Origin of the sequence: Shewanella japonica, from assembly GCF_002075795.1 — a bacterium.
Taxonomy (GTDB): Bacteria; Pseudomonadota; Gammaproteobacteria; order Enterobacterales; family Shewanellaceae; genus Shewanella; species Shewanella japonica.
This window is the reverse complement of record NZ_CP020472.1, coordinates 4,008,011-4,026,338: the sequence shown is the minus strand read 5'-3', so window position 1 is coordinate 4,026,338 and position 18,328 is coordinate 4,008,011. Positions and strand designations below refer to the sequence as shown.

The window sequence follows — 18,328 nt, the reverse complement described above, 5'->3', positions numbered from 1 at the left end:
GCATGAGTCTCTTGCGTGAGTTTCTGGCATAGATCTGTTGATTCAATTGTCGGTTTGAAAGCCACTACAAAATGGCTTTTAACAACATGCTATTTAATAGCGTATCAGGGAGTGAATAATTAAGGACGCTGTGAAGAGGCTACAAAGTGTGGTTGGTAAAAGCTCAGCACGTACTTGTACACATAAAAAAGCGCTTCTGAGGAGTGGCAGAAGCGCTTACAGTAACGATATATATTGTAATCGTATTACTTTGGGTTATTAACCTAGTGGAATAATGCCATCAACTTTAATAACCAGTGAACATGCACCTACTTTTGTCCAATCAACATCTGATGGAGTAAAGTCTTCGCCAGCACCTAGACCAGGAACTTCAGTGACCCAATCAAAGCCTTTAAGTGCAGTACGCTCGTAATCAATCGTACCTAAGATACGTGCACCCATGTTGCGCTCAAATTTGGCAGAAAGCATCGGAGAGTATTCATAGTAAGCTAAACGAGTTTCACCTTCAGTGACAGCGTTATAACAAGTATTGTTTTTACCGATACTCATTGAAACATAATAGTTTCCGTCGTCTTCAAGCTTCATACCATAGCCGAAAATCGCCACGTTTGGTGTCTCTACCATTTCAGCTGTTTCATCATCAGTAAACTTGTTTACTGTAGTGACTAATTTAGCGCCCATTTGGTTCTTAATTGCGCTTAATTGGTATTCTTTACCATCGTTCGGGAACATGTCTGCCATGTATTCACGGTTTTGAAGGCCACAAGCTGTTTTTAGTGTTTTAGCGCCGCTACCATCTGACACTTCTTTCCACTCGTAGTTGTAAATGCTGCCATTTAAGCGTTGAGCTAGGTAATCGGCATTTAAGAATGAGCCAGTGCCGTAGTAGAACGAACCTGATGCACCTGTTTTACCATCGACTAATGTGTCATCTGGCTCAGGTTGTGGGAACGTTGGATCTTGTGGATCTCCTGGATCTACCGGCGGAGTTTCTTCATGTGGGCTATCATGACAGTTACTACAAGTACCGTAATCGCCATGTGGAACATTAGCAGGGTCGCTACCTTCATAGTTATGGCAGCTCATACAGTCATCAGATGCCATTGCAGAAGCGAATGCCGCTACAAGTGGCTCTTCATCCGCAGGTGCATTTGGGTCGATATAATCAAAGTTAACACCTTCTTCAGCACATTGGTGTGCAAAAGTAGAAATATAACCAACGGCCTTAGTTTGTAATTCATCCGCTTTAGTCACTAAATTAGCATTGTCTTCTACTAAAGAATCATTTGCTGCTGTTAGTTCTGTATTTTTAGTATTTAGCTCAGCGTTTTGAGCTTCTAATTGCTCAATTTGATTTTCAAGACCTGACGTATCAGTGTCATCATCACTACACGCAGTTAGGCCAAGCATAGCGATACAAAGAACGCTTAATTTAAAAGTTTTTTTCATCGTTTTTCCCCTATTAATAGTTTGATAACTATTCTTTTATATATTTTTTAAAGCTCTCAGAATGGTGAGTAATCAACTTGCCAAACTTATCCTCAATGATCATGATTGGGATTTGGTGTTCATTGGCGATAGCCAATGATTCTTCGACAGAGAGCACCATAAATGCTGTTGCTAATGCATCTGCTGTCATAGAATATTTTTCAATTACTGTGGCTGAAACCACAGTGTGAGCAACGGGTCTACCTGAGCGTGGATCAATTAAATGAGAGAAGTGGTGGCCGTTTTTTTCGAAGTACTTACGGTAATCACCCGAGGTGGCGACGGCTGCATTTCCTGGATTAATAATTTCCATTTGCCCGGTTGAGTAAGCAAAAGGTTTATCGATTCCGACTTTCCATGCTTGTTGCTCAGCGTTAAGTCCTTTTATTCGTAATTCACCACCGATATCGACAAGGTAATTGTGAATACCATTCAGCTCCATTACATCGGCAATGACATCGACTCCAAAGCCTTTGGCAATTGAAGACAGATCAATCTCTAAGCCATCAATTGTTTTTGTCAGTTGATTGTTTTCGATTTTAATATGTTGGATCCCAACGTATTGCTTGGCATTGTCGATGGCTTTTTGAGTCGGGACTTCGGTTGCTTTACCGTCTGGCCCAAACCCCCATAAATTAACTAATGGCGCAACGGTTACGTCCAATGTATGGTTTGTTAATTCAGCAATGCGCAGTGCCTCTGTCATGACGTATTTCATGTCTCGACTGATAGTGATAGGCGTATTTTTAGGTGTTTGGTTAATTTGGCTGATTGCAGAATCTTCACGCCAAGTAGACATTGATTGATTGACGCTTTCGAGACGAGTTTCTATTTGTGCTCGAATGTTTGCCATATGAGCTGGTGTGATTTTTTCTGCTGTCCAAGAGACCTTATATTTATTGCCCATGGTTTTTCCATGAACAGTTCTCATCTCTTGAGCATTAACTTGTGTGATTAAAATGCTATATAAAAATAGCCCAAAGATTGTTTTGAAAGTACTTGAATTCATATTCATAACAAGTTTTATGTAAATAATAACTTTTGTTTTATTAGAATATGAGACAGTCATTTTTATGTAAATTTATACACAGAAAATCCTTTTTTTGATGTTTAAATTTGCGCTTTGCATCATTCTGTTATGTGGTTTTTTGAGCTAGGTCTATGTTTTGTAGTGTTAAATTAGTAAAGGATGCTATATGCCTTACCATGTTTGTTTTTTATATCGTTTAGGTATAAAAAATCAAAGCAAACAATATTTAATCTATTAAAAACTGCTATTAATGTGATGTAAGTAGAAATTTTATTGTTATTATTTAAATCAATGAAAAATGTTGCAATATAAAATGAATTTCAAAAAATGAAATGATTGTTTTTGATATTTAGAATTATTAATAATTAATACAGAGGCATTTGAAAGTAGATTCTTTTTGAAAGGAAAAAATATAGATGACTGTTTCAACTCGCGTTTTATTAACGTTGAGGGTTGCTATTTTAACGTTATTCTAAATGGGGATTCTTGGAATAAAGAAATTTGCTTATTTAGCCTATTAGTCATTTAGTCAGAAAATAAATAGCCTATTAGGCAAAATGGGGGGGAGATGATGCTGGGGACTAACCCAGCATTAGGCATGTATTAGCGCATTTTTGAACATTGATTAAGGGGGTTAGATCAACACCTGATTAAGCACGCGTTGCCAGTTGCCTCCTAAAAAGCGGTCACGATCGCTAGATTTATAGCGAGCTTTAGCTAAGGCATCATCAATTCGACTCATTCTGTCTATATGGTTCAGTTCCGGTATCACGACGTGCTGAGGCAGGTTCTCAAAACCCAAGACATTTTTTGCTGCTAAACTTTGCCACCATTCGTGGTATTGCTTTACACCTTCTTCGTTATTGTTATCTAACGCTAACAGGTTTTCTTGACCTCGCAGCGGATAATCATTGGCAATCGCAACAGCGTTCACCCCGCCGATTCTGGCAACTCTATCTAATTGACGTACATAATCATCAATTGTGGGCACAGGATCGTTAGTTAGCCAAAAGCTCATCATAAATACCCCAAATACGCCGCCAGTATCTGCAATGGCTCTGATAACCTCATCAGGTGAACAGCGGGCATTATTTACAATAGAGCGCACTGCGCCGTGACTTTGTACTATGGGCATTTGGCTCGCTTTGGCTGTATCTAACGCGGTTTGCGGACTGGAATGACTAACATCAATAAGAATATTACGCTGGTTGAGTGCACTAATGAGCTGTTTACCGTCATCAGTTAGCGGTTTGTTTAACCCTTGGTTGCCGTCATTATCTAATGCGCCGCCCGCAAAACGATTTCCGTAATGGTGGGTTAATTGTAATACCCGTAATCCGTGCTGATGAAACTCATTCAAGCGTTGCCACTGCTGACCTTCACCTGAAAAGTTATCATCTTCAACACAATCGGCACCTTGTATTTGAAAGTAAACCGCAGTGCGTTTTTCAGCCCTGGCGCTAGCAATATCACGCCCACTGAGACCCTGTAATAAAATATCTGGATTGTCTATTACCCGTTGCTGAGCTTCTTTAATGCTGGCAATGCAGGCTTTATAACTGCGTTTATAGTTTGTGGTGCCATCTGGCTGAGTAATCGCTTCAATATCAGAAATATCACAAATGTACGCATCTAGTTTTGATGCGCGCACATCATCAAGGTTATCAGGAAGAAAACTAAGTCCATCGATATAAAGGCGCTTATTTGATTGCGCAAGTACAGAAGAGCTGTAAAGCGGGCAGAGAAGACCGGCGGCGGCAATGCCCTTGAGAAGTTGTTGTCGGCTTTGGTTACAAGCGCTTGTTGTCATGTGGTTTCCTTTTTAGACGCTTGTAATCATGTGAAGCTGATTATGTTGCGGCAAATTGCTTTATAGCATTGGCTAAGGCGGTTACGCCATTGGTACGCGACGGGCTTAATTGGCCACTTAGCCCTAAATGTGAAAAATAACGCTCTAAATCAAATGAAGTAATTTCAGCAGAGGTCTTTCCGTGAGTCGCATCGAGCAGTATAGCAATAAGACCCTTAACTATACGTGAATCGCTGTCAGCACAAAAAAAGTGTTTATCTGCTTCTTGATAGTGATATAGCCAAGCTTGGCTTTCACATCCTTTCACTTGAGCGGCTTCTACTTTAAACGTTTCATTTAATGGAGCAAGTACCTTACCTACCAGCATAATTTGGCGATATTTATCTTGCCAGTTTGTTGCCTGTTGTATGGCGAGAACAGCCTGAGAAACCTTGTCATTTAATGGTATAAAACAGCTTTTATCTGGCGTATCAACGAGTATGTTTTCTGATGCTGCGTGATTCAAAATAGGCCTCAATGGGAATGACTAAATACTATTACGGTTAAGCTGTAAAGGTTTAAGCGAGTTAAGGTTAAGTTATAACAGTAATTCTTTAACTTTACGAAGTGCATCGATAAATAGGTCAATATCTTGCTTATTATTGTATAAACCAATGGATGCACGACAACAGCCTTTAAGGTTTAGATGCTGCATTAATGGCATGGCGCAATGGTGGCCACACCGAACAGCAATACCTTGCTGATCGAGTAATATGCCCACATCTTGATGATGCTCGCCAGCAAGGTTAAAAGCGACAACTCCAACATTATTAGGACCAGCGCCATAGAGGCTTATGTCACCCAACTGATCCAGTTGTTGTTGTAAGTAGTGCAGTAAAGTTTGCTCATGTTGCTCAACCAAATCACTGGGTAAGTCACTCATAAAGCTAATTGCAGCGCCTAAACCGATGACGGCAGAAATAGCTGGGGTGCCAGCTTCTAATTTGTTAGGCAAACTACCAAACTCCGTACCGTTAAAGCTGACCGTTTTGATCATTTCGCCACCCGTTAACATCGGGGTTAAGGTATCTAATATCTGGTAGCGACCATAGAGGATGCCAACCCCTGTTGGACCATACATTTTATGGCCTGAAAATACATAAAAGTCACAACCAATTTGTTGAACATCAATAGCAAAGTGAGCGATGGCTTGCGCGCCATCAACTAAGGTGATGGCACCTGCTTGTTTGGCTTTTTGAGTTAATTCTATGATCGGGTTAACTGTGCCTAATGCATTAGTCACATGGGTTAGGGCGACTAATTTGGGTGCTAATGACAGCAACTGCTCATACGCATCAACATCGATCGTTAAATCATCATTGAGTGGGATTGGCTTAATGATGGCGCCAGTTTGCTTTGCCAGTTGTTGCCACGGAACAATATTGGCATGATGGGCGGCTGTATCGACCAAGATAATATCGTCTTTATCAAATTGTGCAGTTAATCCATGCGCCACCATATTGATTGACTCAGTAGTTCCATGGGTAAAGATGATTTCATCGACTCGATTGCTATTGATAAACCCTTGAACTTGGCTACGTACTGCCTCATAGTCGCGCGTTGCTCGAGCTGATAATTGATGAGCTGCGCGGTGAACATTGGCATTATTTAGTTGATAATACTGATTCACAGCATTGATGACGGACTGAGGCTTTTGGCTCGTCGCCGCAGTATCTAGATAACATAACGTTTGCCCATCAATCTGTTGAGACAGGGTGGGAAATTGGGCTCTAATCGCATCATGTTCAAAAGCTTTCGTCATTGCAAACTCACTTTATTAACGCCAACCTTAAATAACTCGCGCGGATTCAAGCATTGTCGATAAATAGAAATTGGGCTAAGCCCTAAATAGAAACGCCACGATCTTCATAGAAAGTGGCGCTTATTGCAAGTCTAGCATGAACGATTAAGCAGTTTATTAAGGGCAAGGCATTCGGTAGCATAAAGACAATTCATCAATTCTTGCCAATAATTCAGGGCTAAGGGTTACATCAAGACTGTCGATGTTTTCTTTAAGCTGATCTAGCGTTGTTGCGCCAATAATATTAGAGGCAACAAAGCGTCGACTATTTACAAAAGCCAGTGACATTTTTGTTGGGCTTAGATTGAACTCTCGAGCTAACTCAATATAAGCTTGGGTTGCTTCAAGTGCCATTGGGGTGGCATTGTAGCGAGCAAATCGCTTGAACAAGGTCAGCCTGGCTTTTTCTGGCCACTGGTTATTTTCATATTTACCGGTTAGCGCACCAAAAGCGAGCGGTGAATATGCCAGTAAAGGCAGCTCTTCTCGGTGACTAATTTCAGACATTCCTACTTCAAAACTACGATTCAGTAAATTATAAGGATTTTGCACGCTAACGATTCGAGGTAAGTCGTGTTTCTCTGCAAGGCGAAGGTATTGCATCAGCCCCCAAGGCGTCTCATTTGATACTCCGATATAACGCACTTTTCCTTGGCGAACGACTTCAGCTAACGCTTCTAATGTTTCAAGAATGGGCGTTTGATGTTCTTCTTCATCATGGTTATATAAAAGCTCGCCGAAATAGTTACAATTTCTATCTGGCCAATGTACTTGATACAAATCAATTGTATCGACCTGTAATCGCTCAAGCGATGCATCAACTGCTTGATGAATATTTACCCAATCTAACGCCATATTAGGGCGGATAAAGTCGCTTTTAACACCGGCTGCAGACACTTTTGTGGCAATCACTAGGTTATCGCGGTTACCACGCTGAGATAAATATTGGCCAATAATTCGTTCAGTTTCGCCTTGAGATTCAGCTTTTGGCGGAACGGGATACATTTCGGCAGTATCAATAAAGTTAATACCGCGACTTAGGGCGTAATCGAGTTGTTCAAAAGCATCTTGTTGTGAGTTCTGTTCTCCCCAGGTCATTGTGCCTAGGCAAATTTTACTGACATCAAGACTGGTATGAGGAATGCGTTGATATTCCATTTATTTCTCCTATGGAATGCAGTTACTTTGAAGTTATCAAGCTTTTGCGTTAAACAAAAGCTTGATATTCCGTTAGCAAATTAACTGTTGAATATCTCGGCATTTATAAAGGGGGCCATTGCTAAAATAATGGCTTGGGTATAAATACTTTCTCGTGTTGCTAACCCTTGTGTTAGCAGACCAATTGCACCACCTTTTTGCTTGATGTTGTCAGTATTAAATAAACGATCCATCACATGGCCAAGCTCTTCACCTTGTTGTAATGATTGATACACTTGAGCTGGTAATGGCAGTAGTGCACTGCGTCCAATAGATATTTGCTGCTGATGAATGATGGCCATATAGGCAAAGGTGGCTGGGCCATGATCAAAATGCTCAACCCCGCCTTCCATAGCGATGTAAAAGTCGGCTTTTGTTTCTGCCATTGTGTTTGCTAAGTCTTCAGACTGGCAAAATTGAACACGATTAATTGCCCCCTGTTTTGTTTCTTGCTCGGTCATGGGTTGATCTGCAACAAGAGAGGGAGCATGTTTGCCAATGCAATGTATTTGGTGATGGGGGAAATATTGGCTGAAGGCGACTTTGGCGGCATTCACTTTTACTGGATTTTTAGAACCAACAATAATGGTCAGTTGTGCAATTGTTTGCTCGCCAATTGATTTTTTATCATGCAGAGGCTGCGTTTCAAGCTGAGTAGGATTTGACATAGTTTTATATTCAATTAGTTATTTTAGTAGCGGCATAAGCTACACTGATGCGCATTAAGTATCTTACGCTATTTTACAGAGAGTCATCATGGCAAAGAAGTTTTATGTTGTCTGGTCAGGTCGAGAGACAGGTATTTTTACCAGTTGGGATTACACCAAGAAGTTGGTGGATAAGTTTCCTCAAGCCAAATACAAGTCGTTTCCCACTGAGGCGCAAGCTAAAGCGGCATTTGCAGGGGCAGCCTCAAGTAGTATTGGAAAGCCAGCTAGCAAAAAAGCGAGCGGTAAAAGTATCAGCCAAAGTACCAGTAAAGTAGAGTCAATTAAGACGACGAATATTGATCTTTTCAGCCATGATGTCATGGTTTTTACTGATGGTGGTTGTGAGCCAAACCCTGGTAAGGCGGGTTCAGGAATGGCCGTTTATCGTCAAGGTGAAGTGAGTGAGCTTTGGTATGGGTTATTTAATCCTAATGGCACTAACAATAGTGCAGAGCTAAATGCCTTGTATCAAGCGTTATTGGTGGCTGAAAAAACCTTAAGCGATAAGCAAACCGTTAAAATATTGAGTGACTCGCAATATTCCATTAATTGTATTACCAACTGGGCCTATGGTTGGAAAGACAAAGGTTGGAAGCGAAAAGTTGCTGGTGATATTGCTAACCTTGAAGTGATACAACAAGCACACGAATTATATGATGCAATTAAAGGACAGATTGATATTGCTCATGTGGCTGCTCATATCGGTATTGAAGGTAATGAACTGGCTGATCGCATGTCCATTTACGCTATCGATCAAAAAAATACTGAATTTAGCCAATATGATGAACCTATCAATTTAACTGAGATTCTGGCTCTTAGGACAGGGTAGTCGTCATTTCCTTTCTTTGAGAGATGATAGTTGAGGCATTATGTTAAGCATGGCAATCGTTATATGGGTTATTGATTGTATAGCCTAAGCCCTGCTTGTGTGTGAGCTGCTGGTTTATTAGGTGTTATTGTATTAGGTGTTTTGTTGAGCAATTTATCTTAAAGTGTTACCAGTTAGAATGACTGATCGTACCAGTTGCGTACTTTGCTCTCAAATAGCGTTAAAATTTTTGTGAGTCGGGGTAAAAAATGACCTAGATCATATTTCACAATTTAGAATTCTATATTCTCCGCTGTGAAATTAGATACCTAATAGGGTCATTATTATGCAAAGAGATTCAATCAATGCGCAGGACGTTGCAGTTTCAGCTCACGATGAGCAAACTTCAGTAAAAGGCTGGACACGCCAAGATACGACTTGGATGCTTAGCTTGTTTGGTACCGCGGTTGGCGCAGGCATTTTATTTTTGCCTATCAATGCAGGTATGGGTGGATTTTGGCCTTTAGTGTTAATGGCGATTATCATTGGCCCAATGACGTACCTTGCTCATCGTGGTTTATCTCGTTTTGTATGTTCTTCTAAAAATCCAGGTAGTGATATCACCCAAGTGGTTGAAGAACATTTCGGTGTGAGTGCAGGTAAAGCGATCACAGTGCTTTATTTCTTTGCTATTTTCCCTATTGTGCTTATTTATGGTGTTGGCATTACCAACACTGTTGATAGTTTTATTGTTAATCAACTTGGCTTTGCTTCACCGCCACGTATTCTTTTATCTGCAGTGTTAATTATTGGCATGATGTCTGTGATGGTTGCGGGTGAAAAATTCATGCTGAAAGTGACTCAGTTTTTGGTTTACCCGTTAGTTGCTATTTTAGCTTTCATGTCATTTTACTTGATGCCAGATTGGAAGATGGACGCACTGCAAGTTGTGCCTTCTACCGGTGAGTTCTTAGGGACTGTTTGGCTAACGATTCCTGTATTAGTGTTTGCATTTAACCATTCTCCTGCTATTTCACAGTTCTCTGTTTCATTGAAACGTGAGCATGGCAATAACGCCTCGAAAAAAGCGGATGTGATTTTACGTAACACCTCCATGATGCTGGTTGGGTTCGTGATGTTATTTGTATTCTCGTGCGTATTGTCTTTAAGCCCTGCTCAATTAGCTGAAGCAAAAGATCAAAACTTAGCGATTCTGTCTTACCTTGCTAACGTTCACTCAAGCGGATTTGTCAGTTACTTTGGCCCTATTATTGCGTTCATTGCGATTATTTCTTCATTCTTTGGTCATTACTTAGGGGCAACTGAAGGCTTAAAAGGCATGATCACTAAGCAACTTCGTAGTAGCAATAAAGAAGTATCAGACGCCAAACTCAACAAATTTATTCTTGGCTTTATGTTTTTCAGTATTTGGATTGTTGCGGTTATTAACCCAAGCATTCTTGGCATGATTGAAGCGTTGGGCGGCCCTATTATTGCGGCGATTTTATACCTAATGCCAATGTATGCCGTTTATAAAGTTCCTGCATTAAAAGCTTACCGTGGCCGCATCAGTAATGTGTTTGTTGTGATTGCTGGTTTATTGGCAATGACAGCCATTTTATTCGGCCTAATGAGCTAACACTCTGATAATTAAGGCTGTTGTGTAGCATGGTTAGAGGAACAATAACGGTTCCTCTTTCTTACGGTTTTTAGTTTACTGATAGGGTCAGTAAACGTTGAGGCAAATTATATGTTTAGTGCATTTGAAATCTTTAAGATTGGTATTGGTCCGTCGAGTTCACATACCGTTGGGCCGATGAAAGCGGCAAATTGTTTTATTGATGACTTGATTGAGCAAGGCAAGCTAACTCAAATTACTAAATTCACGGTTGATGTGTACGGATCATTATCATTAACGGGTAAGGGTCATCATACTGATATTGCGATCATCATGGGATTGGCGGGTAATGAACCTGAAACGGTTGATATTGATAGTATTGAGCCTTTTATTGCCCAAGTTGAGAAAACTCAAGAAATCATTATAGGTGATGCGATTCACCATGTTGATTTTCCTCGTGATGCCTTGGTTTTCCATCGCTCAACCTTACCATTGCACGAAAATGGCATGACCTTACATGCTTGGATTGGCGATGAGTGTGTTTATTCCAATACTTATTACTCTATCGGCGGTGGTTTCATCGTTGAGGAAAGTGAGTTTACTCAAAGTCATTCCAGTGGCGTTAAGGTGCCTTATCACTTTAATTATGCTGATGAGCTAGTGGCACACTGCAAAGATTCAGGTTTAAGCATCAGCGGATTAATGAAGCAAAACGAGCTGTGCTTCCGTTCGGAAGAAGCTATGTATAGTGGGTTTAATCTTGTATGGAAAACCATGCAAGATGCGATTGTAAAAGGTTGTCATACAGAAGGCGTGTTATCTGGCCCATTAAAAGTGTCACGTCGTGCGCCAGCCTTGCACCGTGAATTACTTCGCTGTGAGCGAACCAGTACCGATCCTATGGAAATCATTGATTGGGTCAATTTATTTGCGTTGGCTGTTAGTGAAGAAAATGCTGCTGGTGGTCGTGTTGTGACCTCGCCAACCAATGGTGCAGCAGGGATTATTCCTGCGGTGTTGGCCTACTATGACAAATTCATACAGAAGGTCGGTGAAAAAGAATGTAGCCGTTACTTTTTAGCCGCAGCTGCTGTGGGATCGCTATACAAACGGAATGCTTCGATATCTGGGGCGGAAGTTGGCTGTCAGGGTGAAGTGGGGGTCGCTTGTTCTATGGCGGCTGCGGGTTTAGCTGAGTTAATGGGCGGTTCACCTGCGCAAGTTTGTATGGCTGCTGAAATTGGTATGGAACATAACTTAGGCTTAACTTGCGATCCCGTAGCGGGCCAAGTTCAAGTCCCTTGTATTGAACGAAATGCAATCGCATCGGTTAAAGCGATTAATTCGTCACGTATGGCATTACGTCGTAATTCTGAACCAAGAGTGAGCTTAGATAAAGTGATTGCGACTATGTATGAAACGGGTAAAGACATGCATGTGAAATATCGTGAAACCAGCCAAGGTGGTCTTGCAATAAAAGTCACCAATTTGTGTGCTTAATCGGGTTTGATTAAAAGGCTTTCTTACGAAAGCCTTTTTTGTATTCTGTACACATTGACAACAGCGTGTTGAGAACTCTACTCTGCAGCACCTTCTGCAATCTCTTCATACATCAGATAATGGCTTTGCTCCATACCTAGTGATTGATAGGTTTTTTGGGCAATGTGGTTGTCGTGCTCAACATACAATCTAAAACTCGCAGCGCCGCCTATTTCCTCTGCAAGTGATTTTACAGCTTGATAAAGCTTGGCATAAATTCCTTGGCGGCGATTTTGCGGGCGAATATACACACTTTGGATCCAGCAGTAGTTAGTTGCGCGCCAATCACTCCATTCAAGGGTGACCATTAATGATCCCGCTATTTGACCATCAACTTCAGCGACAAGATAAAAGCCTTTTTCTGGGCTATTAAGCATCGTGCTCACGCCTTTTGTAAGACGTTCATTATCTAATGTGAGGTTTTCGGTTTCCAATGCCATCGCTTGGTTAAAATCAACTAATGCTGCTAAATCTGATGCTTGGCCTTTTCTTATTATCATTGTCCTTCCTATATCGGGAATCGTAAAAATGTTGCTGATTTTTTATTCGACTAAAGTCTAAGCTGCTATGCTTATTATTCAATGTGACAGTGCAAGAGGTTGTGATGATAAAGTCAAAATATCAATTCAGAGTTTACCGATATATCAAACATCCCAGTCGAATTAATCGAGTCAATAATCCTTGTCATAGTGTTTATCCTACTACAGTCAATGGGGCTGCACAGCCCAATATTAACCATCCGTTACACTTCCTGCTAACCTTAGCCACTTTAGGCTTATGGGCAATGGTGTGGTGGTGGCTGATTTTAAAGTCGAGAGGCGAGGAGTCAAACTGGCTTGCAGGTTTTGATGATGACTATTGGAGTTATTTAATCGAACGGGAATGTCCCCCTGCAGCTTTATATCCTGTCAAAATCGGCAATAAAGAAACGACATTTATATTTGAAGCCTAATAGTGAATTTTGAATAGAAGCTCAGTGTAAACTGACCTAGATCATCTATTAAACCTAAATAGGTATGCTAGTATGCGGCGCCGAATTTTGTCGGCCGAGTTTATTGATGGTGTCATTGTTTAACGTTGATAACGACATCATCTAGATATTCATACATCGTGACTACTAGTCAGTTACATCAATCGCAAACAAGCAAGGTTTACTCCATGTCAAAACATGCACCGTCATTTCCAAGTCGAGTTTGGTCTCGTTGGATGTCAGTTCCTTTATGGTTACAAATCCTCATCGGTATGGTTCTAGGTATTATTGCAGGGATCACCTTAGGGGATGATGCTAGTTACCTAAAACCTATTGGTACCTTGTTTGTTAATACCATTAAAATGCTTATCGTTCCTTTGGTGTTTTGCTCATTGATTGTAGGTGTTACATCAATGCAAGACACGGCAAAAATGGGCCGTATTGGCTTTAAATCATTTGGCTTTTACCTAGGCACTACGTCAATTGCGATAAGCATTGGTTTACTTGTCGGCTACGTCATGCAACCTGGCGCAGGTCTTGGACTTGAAGGTGCAAAAATTGTCAGCGAAGTAAAAGAAGCGCCGACATTGATGGATACGTTAATTAATATCGTACCTACCAACCCAGTGGCGGCATTAGCCAGCGGTCAAATTTTGCAAGTGATTGTGTTTGCTGTGGCACTCGGTATTTCGTTAGTGCTTATAGGTGAGCACGGTAAACCCGCTATTCGTGTTTTTGAAAGTCTAGCTGAAGCAATGTACAAACTCACTGATATGGTGATGAAGTTAGCGCCTTACGGTGTATTTGGTTTAATGGCTTGGGTCGCAGGTGAGTATGGCTTAGATATGTTATTGCCTTTGATAAAAGTCATTGTGGCGGTTTATATCGGCTGTGCGTTACATATTCTTGGTTTTTACAGTGTAGTACTGACTGTGTTTGGTAAGCTAAATCCGATGCAGTTCTTTAAAGGAATTGGCAATGCAATGGCGGTTGCATTTACAACGTCAAGCTCAGCCGGCACCCTACCAGCAAGTATGAAATGTGCCAGTGAAAACTTAGGGGTTAATAAGAAGATTTCTAGCTTTGTATTACCACTAGGAACGACCATTAACATGGATGGCACCGCGCTTTACCAAGGGGTCACGGCGTTATTTGTGGCACAGGCTTTTGGTATTGATTTAACTTGGGTGGATTACATTACTATTGTGCTAACTGCTACCCTTGCATCGATTGGCACAGCAGGTGTTCCAGGTGCAGGTCTAGTGATGTTAACTTTAGTACTGACCACTGTGGGCTTACCGTTAGAAGGCGTTGCTATTATTGCGGGTATTGACCGTATTTTAGATATGGCTCGTACAGTAGTGAATGTATCAGGCGATTTAGTTGCTACGACGGTGATTGCTCGCTCAGAAGATGAGCTAGACGTTGAGCATTACAATGCGGATATGGAGCAATCAGCTCTTATTGCTCAGCATAACGAAGTCGATATTCAGCAAAAAGTTGCTGAAAATGTGAAAAGCAATTCTTAAGTCATTATTTGAGTTTATTGAAATAAAAAAGAGTGAAGCCATGGCTTCACTCTTTTTGTATGGACTCAGCTTAATTAGCCAAGTTATGGTGCATTAGCGGATAGCAACTAGTCTTGCTGCTGGCTCAATACTAATAAATTAGCACCTTGTTCTGATTTTAGCAGTAATTTTCCCGATTTTGATAAAGCCACATTTGTGACCATTGGCATGGCTTTCATGACTCTAGCTTCTTGTTTCATTAATACTTCAACACAGGCCATCATACTTGTACCAGCAGGGGAAAGGGTAAGTTGTGTGTCGTCTTGCTGATACTCTCCAAAGAACTGATTACAACTATTATTACCCGATAATTTACCGTCTTCTGCAAACGTAATTTGTGCTGGACTATGATTAATTACAGCTTCAGAAAGAGCAGATTCAATATACCAGCTACCTAACAAGTTAATTTCTTCAGCCTGGTGGCTGTTGCTTTGACAAGCACTAAGACCGAAAATAACCAAACAAGCGGTAATAGCGGGTTTTATCATGATGGTTTCCAATGAGATCGATAATCATCATAGTATATACTGTGTTTCAGCTAAATTTTCATGATGAAGTAGATTTAATTGTTATTCATTCTTTAAAGTCAGTGCATTAGTTAAGGTTGTCGTAAAAATAGACATCTTGATATGTCATTCAGTTAATAAGAGCTATTTAATGAGTAAAATATTTAAAGTCATGCATCTGGTCGGATTATTTATGGTTGGCTGTGGCGCATATTTCTATTTATTGACAGACATGGCCAACGAAATAAATGGCATGTTATTAGTGGCGAGTCTGATTGGTATTGGGCTTTTAATTATGGCGCCTTATCCTGTTGCATTAGTTTTCGATTGGGCACAAAAGCAGCCGCAGTCCCAAGTAAAACAAGAAAGTGATAATAAAACTGAATGAAAATCCAATACCGATTAGCAACACAAGAAGACTCAGCGGAACTGGCTCGACTTGAAAAGAGCTACATGAATGATGAGCTGTCATCACCCGCAGAAAGTATGTCAGGGCAGTGTTTTTCAAAGACCGATATTAGCGAGTTAATTCGCCTCGGTTGGATTATGTTAGCTGAGATCAGTGAAAAACAAACGAGTGCAGCACAAAGTCAGGCAAGTATTATTGGTTATGTGATTGCTGGGCCTTGGTCATGGTTTAAATCATGGGGTATATACGCACTTGTTATGCGAAAACTATCTGATATAGAAGCGGGGTTTAGTAAGATAACGGCGAAAAATAGTTGTCAATATGGCCCCATTTGGATTCATCCTGATTTTCGTGGCCTAGGGATATTTGCGAAGTTAGTTGAAAAGCTTAGTTGTAATGTGGCCAAAAAATACCCTTATATGGTGACTTTTATCGCAGAAGAAAATCAAGCTTCTTTCGCCGCTCATACTGGTAAATCTGCCATGGAAGTAGTGGATTACTTTAGTTTTCAGCAGCGTGATTACTATTTGCTGCTAATGAAAAATTAATAGTGACAGCGGGTATGGACAAGGTTATTAATGAAGTGGTTAACTGAAGAATTTAATGTATGGCATAACAAGAGGTAAATGATGAGTGTTGAAAACTCGCTAAATCAATTTGAACAGTTATTTCAGCCGTATCTGCATTTACGTTTGTCCGCCTATGATAATGCCAAAATTGTGGTGGCAGTATTAGCATCACAAAATAAAACATATCGTGTGGTTGAGTGTGTAAGTTCAGCGCAGTTAGATACTGAGCAAGCTGTAAGCCAACATGGCCACTATCTTGTTGAAACTGACTTCGGCAATATTGGTTGTGGCCGAGCTAATGGCTATCAGGAAACTATTCAATTAATCGATGCGCTGCAAGACATAGATCTAAGCTCTGCAAGAGAGCTGACTGTACCAGTGTTGAATATGCAACAAGTGGCGTTTATGTGCGTCGAAACGGCGCACTTTGATCACTGCTGATACGTATTACTCTAAATTTTTTTACTGTTTCTAACTCAACTTAACTCAACTTAACTTAACTCGACTTAAGTAATGCCAAAGGTCTATTTTGATTGTTATGCTTTTTAAATAACTGATTTATATTATTGTCTACCTCATGGGGCTTAATAAAACCGTGCTGCTGATAGAAATCGGTGAGCGCAGCTATTGCAAAAACATAACACTCAGATTCAAGCAAATTTGATTGAATAACAGACATCAATTGATGAGCGATTCCTTGGCCTCTAGCACTTTTTTTAACGACTAACCCTGTGACTAATTGAACCTCGCCAATTTTTTTTATCCTCACAGCAGCTAATATATTATCGATTTGAAGCTGGTTCGTGTGGTTAGCTATTGGCTTATCATCAGCTTTTTCTTGGCAGCAGAGGATGACAGTGTCTTTAAACGTTGGCTTGGAGTAGGGCAAGTGTTGGCGATAGAAAAGTTTGATTACGGACCATAATTGTTGCTGCTCGCTCAAAGTCGTTTGGTAGTACTCGCCCTGAATATTGTCCGACGCTCTGACTGGCAAAGGCACTGATGACAGGCTAGAAAAGTCAGATTTACTTGCTTTGAACATATAATAGGAGTGCATTCATTTTCCTGAGTTTTATCATTGAGTCTCTTTGCCTAAGCCTAGCAACCTAAGCCTCGCAACCTAAGCATCGCAGCCTGAGCCTGTTAGCCAAAGTCGGTATGGCTTAACATCATATTGAGCATTCAGATCATAGCCTATTGCTTCAATGGGTTCGACTTATCACCTTATTTCCAATTGGTAAATTATTGCTCATTTTTAGGACGTTTCTATGCTGGTTTCTATGCTGGTTTCTATGCTGGTTTCTATGCTCGTTTCATTGCCAGTTTAACGGTTGTTATATTATTTGTTTCTTAGCTGCTTCCTTATTTTCACATATTGAAAGTGTCATTGTAGAAATTCTATCCACTTTGAGTCTTTAAAGTGCTTATTTGTGAATGTTAACAAGTTGTTTGCTGGTTAGGGCTTGTTTGAATAATTATACGGTGATAGCTTAATAACTATCTTATTTAGTTTATGATTTTCATACTATTATTTGTATCGGTTTTGTTTGAATAGGTATGTTAACTAAACGTTGAAAGCAAGTTTGAGATTTCGATGGAATTTTTGCCGCATACGTTAACCGCTCAGCAAATGTATAAATTATTGATTGGTGGTATCACCCCAAGACCAATCGCTTGGGTGTCTACGGTATCGGCAAAAGGAGTACCTAATTTAGCACCATTTTCATTTTTTACAGTGGCAAGTGCTAATCCTCCAGTGTTGTGCTTTAACCCAATGAGTACCGATAAAGGCGCAGAAAAAGACACGCTAGTTAATATACGTGAGCAGCAAGAATTTGTGATCAACACTGTCAGTTATCAAGATTTATCGGTAATGAATCAAACGTGCCATTCATTACCGCCAGAACAAAATGAGTTTGAATATGCTGGAATAGAAACCTTAGACTCAACGATTGTGAAACCAAGTCGCGTTAAGCAAGCTGTGGTCAGTTTTGAATGTCGACTCAATCAAATTGTCGATTTAGGTAATCAGCCATTAGCAGGGCATTTGATATTAGGGGACGTCGTTGCTGTTCATGTTAACGATGACGCGATAGATAATTTTAAAATAGATGCAGATCAACTTGATGCCATTGGCAGAATGGCTGGCAGTGACTATTGTTTAACGAGGGATAAAGTACAATTGATGCGCGAATAAAGCGATGTAAACGAGTTAAATAAAAGGACTATTTAATTCACACCCTTAGGGTAAGAAAATCTACTGATG

At 40.5% G+C, this 18,328-nt stretch carries 19 protein-coding genes; 9 read left to right on the top strand and 10 right to left on the bottom strand.

What is annotated here, in order from left to right; translation table 11 throughout:
* Positions 1-258: 258 nt before the first annotated feature.
* From SJ2017_RS17255 to yjjX, 7 genes are all read right to left on the bottom strand, one after another.
* Positions 259-1,449, bottom strand: coding sequence for a hypothetical protein (locus SJ2017_RS17255; RefSeq protein ID WP_080916616.1), 1,191 nt, complete (start codon positions 1,447-1,449; stop codon positions 259-261).
* A gap of 28 nt (positions 1,450-1,477) precedes the next feature.
* Entirely contained in the window at positions 1,478-2,395 is a 918-nt protein-coding gene (locus SJ2017_RS17250; protein WP_167692940.1) for an FAD:protein FMN transferase, read from the bottom strand.
* A 757-nt stretch (positions 2,396-3,152) separates the two neighbouring features.
* Positions 3,153-4,328 (bottom strand): membrane dipeptidase, encoded by a 1,176-nt coding sequence (locus SJ2017_RS17245; protein WP_080916614.1) that lies wholly within the window; start codon positions 4,326-4,328, stop codon positions 3,153-3,155.
* Positions 4,329-4,368: 40 nt separating this feature from the next.
* Complete coding sequence (locus SJ2017_RS17240) at positions 4,369-4,776, bottom strand: SufE family protein (protein ID WP_225442282.1); 408 nt, start codon at positions 4,774-4,776, stop codon at positions 4,369-4,371.
* A 129-nt stretch (positions 4,777-4,905) separates the two neighbouring features.
* Complete coding sequence (locus SJ2017_RS17235; RefSeq protein ID WP_080916611.1) at positions 4,906-6,129, bottom strand: cysteine desulfurase; 1,224 nt, start codon at positions 6,127-6,129, stop codon at positions 4,906-4,908.
* Between the two features lie 156 nt (positions 6,130-6,285).
* Complete coding sequence (locus SJ2017_RS17230) at positions 6,286-7,326, bottom strand: NADP(H)-dependent aldo-keto reductase (protein WP_080916609.1); 1,041 nt, start codon at positions 7,324-7,326, stop codon at positions 6,286-6,288.
* Positions 7,327-7,406: 80 nt separating this feature from the next.
* The gene (gene yjjX / locus SJ2017_RS17225) at positions 7,407-8,033 is read right to left on the bottom strand and encodes an inosine/xanthosine triphosphatase (protein WP_080916608.1); all 627 of its coding nucleotides are present in this window, start codon (positions 8,031-8,033) and stop codon (positions 7,407-7,409) included.
* Between the two features lie 88 nt (positions 8,034-8,121).
* On the opposite strand from yjjX, the gene SJ2017_RS17220 reads away from it, so the two are divergent.
* The 3 genes from SJ2017_RS17220 (at position 8,122) to SJ2017_RS17210 (ending at position 12,001) form a co-directional block, all read left to right on the top strand.
* A complete protein-coding gene (locus SJ2017_RS17220; RefSeq protein WP_080916606.1) occupies positions 8,122-8,904 on the top strand; it encodes a ribonuclease H family protein in 783 nt (260 codons plus the stop codon).
* A 325-nt stretch (positions 8,905-9,229) separates the two neighbouring features.
* Entirely contained in the window at positions 9,230-10,522 is a 1,293-nt protein-coding gene (locus tag SJ2017_RS17215) for a serine/threonine transporter (protein ID WP_055025148.1), read from the top strand.
* A gap of 111 nt (positions 10,523-10,633) precedes the next feature.
* Positions 10,634-12,001 carry an L-serine ammonia-lyase gene (locus tag SJ2017_RS17210; protein ID WP_080916605.1) on the top strand — a complete coding sequence of 456 codons (1,368 nt, stop codon included), beginning with the start codon at positions 10,634-10,636 and terminating at the stop codon, positions 11,999-12,001.
* Between the two features lie 77 nt (positions 12,002-12,078).
* Here SJ2017_RS17210 and SJ2017_RS17205 read toward each other — a convergent pair whose 3' ends face one another.
* Positions 12,079-12,540, bottom strand: coding sequence for a GNAT family N-acetyltransferase (locus SJ2017_RS17205; RefSeq protein ID WP_080916603.1), 462 nt, complete (start codon positions 12,538-12,540; stop codon positions 12,079-12,081).
* 104 nt (positions 12,541-12,644) lie between these two features.
* Here SJ2017_RS17205 and SJ2017_RS21620 point away from each other — a divergent pair, with 104 nt between their 5' ends.
* Both SJ2017_RS21620 and SJ2017_RS17195 read left to right on the top strand, forming a co-directional pair.
* Entirely contained in the window at positions 12,645-12,992 is a 348-nt protein-coding gene (locus SJ2017_RS21620) for a hypothetical protein (protein WP_174567610.1), read from the top strand.
* Positions 12,993-13,198: 206 nt separating this feature from the next.
* The gene (locus SJ2017_RS17195; RefSeq protein WP_055025151.1) at positions 13,199-14,539 is read left to right on the top strand and encodes a dicarboxylate/amino acid:cation symporter; all 1,341 of its coding nucleotides are present in this window, start codon (positions 13,199-13,201) and stop codon (positions 14,537-14,539) included.
* 107 nt (positions 14,540-14,646) lie between these two features.
* Here the strand turns inward: SJ2017_RS17195 and SJ2017_RS17190 are convergent, their stop codons facing one another.
* Complete coding sequence (locus tag SJ2017_RS17190; protein ID WP_055025152.1) at positions 14,647-15,066, bottom strand: META domain-containing protein; 420 nt, start codon at positions 15,064-15,066, stop codon at positions 14,647-14,649.
* A 169-nt stretch (positions 15,067-15,235) separates the two neighbouring features.
* Here SJ2017_RS17190 and SJ2017_RS17185 point away from each other — a divergent pair, with 169 nt between their 5' ends.
* From SJ2017_RS17185 to SJ2017_RS17175, 3 genes are all read left to right on the top strand, one after another.
* Positions 15,236-15,472 (top strand): hypothetical protein, encoded by a 237-nt coding sequence (locus SJ2017_RS17185; protein WP_055025153.1) that lies wholly within the window; start codon positions 15,236-15,238, stop codon positions 15,470-15,472.
* Positions 15,469-16,041 carry a GNAT family N-acetyltransferase gene (locus SJ2017_RS17180; protein WP_244899719.1) on the top strand — a complete coding sequence of 191 codons (573 nt, stop codon included), beginning with the start codon at positions 15,469-15,471 and terminating at the stop codon, positions 16,039-16,041. Before SJ2017_RS17185 ends, SJ2017_RS17180 begins: the two co-directional genes overlap by 4 nt.
* 78 nt (positions 16,042-16,119) lie before the next feature.
* Positions 16,120-16,503, top strand: coding sequence for a hypothetical protein (locus SJ2017_RS17175; RefSeq protein ID WP_244899718.1), 384 nt, complete (start codon positions 16,120-16,122; stop codon positions 16,501-16,503).
* Positions 16,504-16,558: 55 nt separating this feature from the next.
* Here the strand turns inward: SJ2017_RS17175 and SJ2017_RS17170 are convergent, their stop codons facing one another.
* Positions 16,559-17,119 (bottom strand): GNAT family N-acetyltransferase, encoded by a 561-nt coding sequence (locus SJ2017_RS17170; protein WP_080916599.1) that lies wholly within the window; start codon positions 17,117-17,119, stop codon positions 16,559-16,561.
* 537 nt (positions 17,120-17,656) lie between these two features.
* Here SJ2017_RS17170 and SJ2017_RS17165 point away from each other — a divergent pair.
* A complete protein-coding gene (locus SJ2017_RS17165; RefSeq protein ID WP_055025157.1) occupies positions 17,657-18,259 on the top strand; it encodes a flavin reductase family protein in 603 nt (200 codons plus the stop codon).
* The last annotated feature ends 69 nt before the right edge of the window (positions 18,260-18,328 follow it).

Excerpts from the sequence above, each read along its gene's own strand:
- SJ2017_RS17195 (WP_055025151.1), top strand. The coding sequence starts at position 13,199 with ATGTCAAAACATGCACCGTCATTTCCAAGTCGAGTTTGGTCTCGTTGG.
- SJ2017_RS17165 (WP_055025157.1), top strand. The coding sequence starts at position 17,657 with ATGGAATTTTTGCCGCATACGTTAACCGCTCAGCAAATGTATAAATTA.
- SJ2017_RS17215 (WP_055025148.1), top strand. The coding sequence starts at position 9,230 with ATGCAAAGAGATTCAATCAATGCGCAGGACGTTGCAGTTTCAGCTCAC.
- SJ2017_RS17250 (WP_167692940.1), bottom strand. The coding sequence starts at position 2,395 with ATGGGCAATAAATATAAGGTCTCTTGGACAGCAGAAAAAATCACACCA.
- SJ2017_RS17190 (WP_055025152.1), bottom strand. The coding sequence starts at position 15,066 with ATGATAAAACCCGCTATTACCGCTTGTTTGGTTATTTTCGGTCTTAGT.
- SJ2017_RS17185 (WP_055025153.1), top strand. The coding sequence starts at position 15,236 with ATGAGTAAAATATTTAAAGTCATGCATCTGGTCGGATTATTTATGGTT.
- SJ2017_RS17220 (WP_080916606.1), top strand. The coding sequence starts at position 8,122 with ATGGCAAAGAAGTTTTATGTTGTCTGGTCAGGTCGAGAGACAGGTATT.
- SJ2017_RS17245 (WP_080916614.1), bottom strand. The coding sequence starts at position 4,328 with ATGACAACAAGCGCTTGTAACCAAAGCCGACAACAACTTCTCAAGGGC.
- SJ2017_RS17235 (WP_080916611.1), bottom strand. The coding sequence starts at position 6,129 with ATGACGAAAGCTTTTGAACATGATGCGATTAGAGCCCAATTTCCCACC.
- SJ2017_RS17170 (WP_080916599.1), bottom strand. The coding sequence starts at position 17,119 with ATGCACTCCTATTATATGTTCAAAGCAAGTAAATCTGACTTTTCTAGC.
- SJ2017_RS17180 (WP_244899719.1), top strand. The coding sequence starts at position 15,469 with ATGAAAATCCAATACCGATTAGCAACACAAGAAGACTCAGCGGAACTG.
- SJ2017_RS17175 (WP_244899718.1), top strand. The coding sequence starts at position 16,120 with ATGATGAGTGTTGAAAACTCGCTAAATCAATTTGAACAGTTATTTCAG.
- SJ2017_RS17230 (WP_080916609.1), bottom strand. The coding sequence starts at position 7,326 with ATGGAATATCAACGCATTCCTCATACCAGTCTTGATGTCAGTAAAATT.
- SJ2017_RS17205 (WP_080916603.1), bottom strand. The coding sequence starts at position 12,540 with ATGATAATAAGAAAAGGCCAAGCATCAGATTTAGCAGCATTAGTTGAT.
- yjjX (WP_080916608.1), bottom strand. The coding sequence starts at position 8,033 with ATGTCAAATCCTACTCAGCTTGAAACGCAGCCTCTGCATGATAAAAAA.
- SJ2017_RS21620 (WP_174567610.1), top strand. The coding sequence starts at position 12,645 with ATGATAAAGTCAAAATATCAATTCAGAGTTTACCGATATATCAAACAT.
- SJ2017_RS17255 (WP_080916616.1), bottom strand. The coding sequence starts at position 1,449 with ATGAAAAAAACTTTTAAATTAAGCGTTCTTTGTATCGCTATGCTTGGC.
- SJ2017_RS17210 (WP_080916605.1), top strand. The coding sequence starts at position 10,634 with ATGTTTAGTGCATTTGAAATCTTTAAGATTGGTATTGGTCCGTCGAGT.